The 1,850-nt window shown below is 37.1% G+C and carries 2 protein-coding genes; both read left to right on the forward strand.

All coding sequences use genetic code 11. The features are described from left to right. Positions 1-163 precede the first annotated feature (163 nt). Entirely contained in the window at positions 164-1,528 is a 1,365-nt protein-coding gene (locus RHOW815_RS07985; RefSeq protein ID WP_215217766.1) for a glycine--tRNA ligase, read from the forward strand. Between the two features lie 63 nt (positions 1,529-1,591). Next, positions 1,592-1,756: a hypothetical protein gene (locus tag RHOW815_RS07990; protein ID WP_215217767.1), complete on the forward strand. Its 165-nt coding sequence runs from the start codon at positions 1,592-1,594 to the stop codon at positions 1,754-1,756. Positions 1,757-1,850 lie beyond the last annotated feature (94 nt).

The raw sequence follows: 1,850 nt of genomic DNA on the forward strand, positions 1-1,850 counted from the left end.
GCTATGGAAAAATTGGGAAAGAAAACTACATGCAAGCCTGAATATGGTGGTTCTTGCTTTTATTGCTCTACTTTTGAAAAGATTTTAAACAGGCTCTTAGCTATTCTTTTCCCAAAAATACTAGAGTAACTATAATCATAGCTCAACTGATCTGGGAGAAAAAATGGACAGCAAAATATCGATGGATGACATTGTAGCTCTTTGTAAAAGAAGAGGTTTTATCTTTCAAAGCTCAGAAATTTATGGAGGTCTTCAAGGGATATATGATTATGGACCTCTAGGAGTTGAACTAAAAAATCACTTGAAATCAGCCTGGTGGAAATCTATTGTCTATGAAAGAGATGATATTGAGGGTTTAGATTGCTCGATTATTACCCATCGCCTAACACTGAAATACTCTGGTCACGAGGACACCTTTACCGATCCCATGGTAGATTGTCGTCAGTGTAAACATCGCATGAGAGCAGATCATATTGTTGATCATAAATGCGATCATTGCGGATCTAAAGACTTAACACAGCCGCGCAATTTTAATTTGATGTTTCGTACGAATTTAGGACCTGTTGATAATGAGACAAGCTTCGCTTATCTTCGTCCAGAAACAGCACAGAGCATCTTTACCAATTTCAAACACGTAGTGGATGCAACCTCAAGAAAACTACCCTTTGGTATTGCACAAATTGGAAAAGCATTCCGTAATGAGGTTACTCCTAAAAATTTCATTTTTAGAGTGCGTGAATTTGAGCAAATGGAACTCGAGTTTTTTGTAAAACCAGGGGAAGACGAAACCTGGCATAAAGTCTGGGTAGAAAATCGGTTAAATTGGTGGAAAAAGCAAGGTCTTCAGGCAGAAAACCTTCAATTACAACCACAAAAAAAAGAAGAATTAGCGCATTATTCAAAGGCTACTACTGATATTTTATATAGATTTCCACATGGGTTTGAAGAATTAGAAGGAATAGCCAATCGAACGGATTTTGATTTAGGATCCCATACCAAAGCTAAAGAAGAATTTACTTTATTTGCTAATGTAGCAACTAACAGCGATTCCAATACAAAACTTGGCATTCAAGATCCTCAAACCAAAGAATACATCATCCCTTTTGTGATTGAACCCTCTGCTGGTTTAGATCGTGGAGTATTAGCTATTCTAACACAGGCTTTCACAGAAGAATTATTACCAGAAGGACAAAAGCGTATTGTTCTAAAGCTAAAACCTCATCTAGCTCCGATTAAAGTAGCTGTTGTTCCTTTAGCTCGCAATAATGAAAAAATTGTGACAAAAGCTAAAGAAATTAAGCATTTCCTACAAAAACTAGGTATTGGTCGTATTAAATATGAAGATACGGGGAATGTAGGTAAAGCCTATCGCCGTAACGATGAGATTGGAACACCACTTTGTATTACAGTGGATTTTGATACTTTTGAAAACACAGAAGAAACGGTTACGATTAGAGACCGCGATTCGATGCAACAACAAAGAATTGCAGTTAAAGAACTCATTTACTTCATTAAAAACTTCTTTTAATCTACTTAAGATCGCTTTTGTTATTTCAAGAGCGATTTTATAAGAACTAAAACTTTTTACGAAATGCTGCAGTTACTCGTTGACCTACCGGTGGAATACACAGCGGTAGATTTAAACCCCCCATTTGAACTAGAGCCTACAGCCACTGATTTACCTCCATCGTACGTGGGGATCCCCTCTTTACCACAAGAAGATGAACCACAAGCTTTTTCAGCATATGCATTATAGTAGTGCCAATTCAAACGGCTAGCTTAATGGGGTTCAAGTCAACGACTTGAAACTTGTCGTTAATCCTATATTTTTCTATGCGATTGAATCGGAA

The sequence above is a fragment of the Candidatus Rhabdochlamydia sp. W815 genome (genome assembly GCF_018642185.1).
Classification (GTDB): Bacteria; Chlamydiota; Chlamydiia; order Chlamydiales; family Rhabdochlamydiaceae; genus Rhabdochlamydia; species Rhabdochlamydia oedothoracis.

Excerpts from the sequence above, each read along its gene's own strand:
- RHOW815_RS07990 (WP_215217767.1), top strand. The coding sequence starts at position 1,592 with ATGCTGCAGTTACTCGTTGACCTACCGGTGGAATACACAGCGGTAGAT.
- RHOW815_RS07985 (WP_215217766.1), top strand. The coding sequence starts at position 164 with ATGGACAGCAAAATATCGATGGATGACATTGTAGCTCTTTGTAAAAGA.